At 69.1% G+C, this 748-nt stretch carries 1 protein-coding gene; it reads right to left on the bottom strand.

The genetic code is table 11. The annotated features are described in order from the left end of the window. On the bottom strand, window positions 1-744 hold a 744-nt coding region (locus CBZ_RS18910; RefSeq protein ID WP_130783005.1), incomplete at its 3' end, for an acyl-CoA desaturase. Between the last annotated feature and the right edge of the window lie 4 nt (window positions 745-748).

The raw sequence follows: 748 nt of genomic DNA, 5'->3' as shown, positions 1-748 counted from the left end.
GCTCGGGAACAGGTGGTGCTCGATCTGGTGGTTCAGGCCGCCCATGAACAGGTCGACGAACCGCCCGCCGCGCACGTTGCGGCTCATGAGCACCTGGCGGCGCAGGAAGTCGATGCGCAGGTCGGGTGGCACGAGCGGCATCCCCTTGTGGTTGGGCGCGAACACCGCGCCCATGTAGAGGCCGAACAGCCCGAGCTGGACGCCGAGGAACGCGAAGGCCATGCCGACCGGCAGCAGCCAGAAGACGAGCGCCAGGTAGCCGCCGAGCCGCAGCGTGACGAAGACGATCTCGACCGGGCGGCGCTTGACCGGGCCGCGCCCGAAGATCGTCCTGACCCCGGAGACGTGCAGGTTGAGGCCTTCGAGCAGCAGCAGCGGGAAGAACAGCCAGCCTTGCCGCTGCGTCAGCCAGCCCTTGAGCCCCGTCCGCGGCGCCGTCAGGTCCTCGGTGTGGAACAGCAGGGCACCGGTCGCGATGTCGGGGTCCACGCCGATCTGGTTCGGCTTCGCGTGGTGCCGCGAGTGCTTGTGCTGCCACCACCCGTAGCTCATCCCCGCGTACAGGTTCGCGATCACCAGGCTCGACCAGTCGTTCCACCGGCCCGACTCGAAGATCTGCCGGTGCGCCGCGTCATGCCCCAGGAACATCACCTGCCCCAGCAGGACCGCCACGACCGCCGCCGTCACCAGCTGCCACCACGACGGCCCGATCAGGACGAACGCCGTGAACGTCAGCCCCAGCAACGCC

The sequence above is a fragment of the Cellulomonas biazotea genome, from assembly GCF_004306155.1.
GTDB lineage: Bacteria > Actinomycetota > Actinomycetes > Actinomycetales > Cellulomonadaceae > Cellulomonas > Cellulomonas biazotea.
This window is presented reverse-complemented; position numbering and strand designations above follow the sequence as displayed.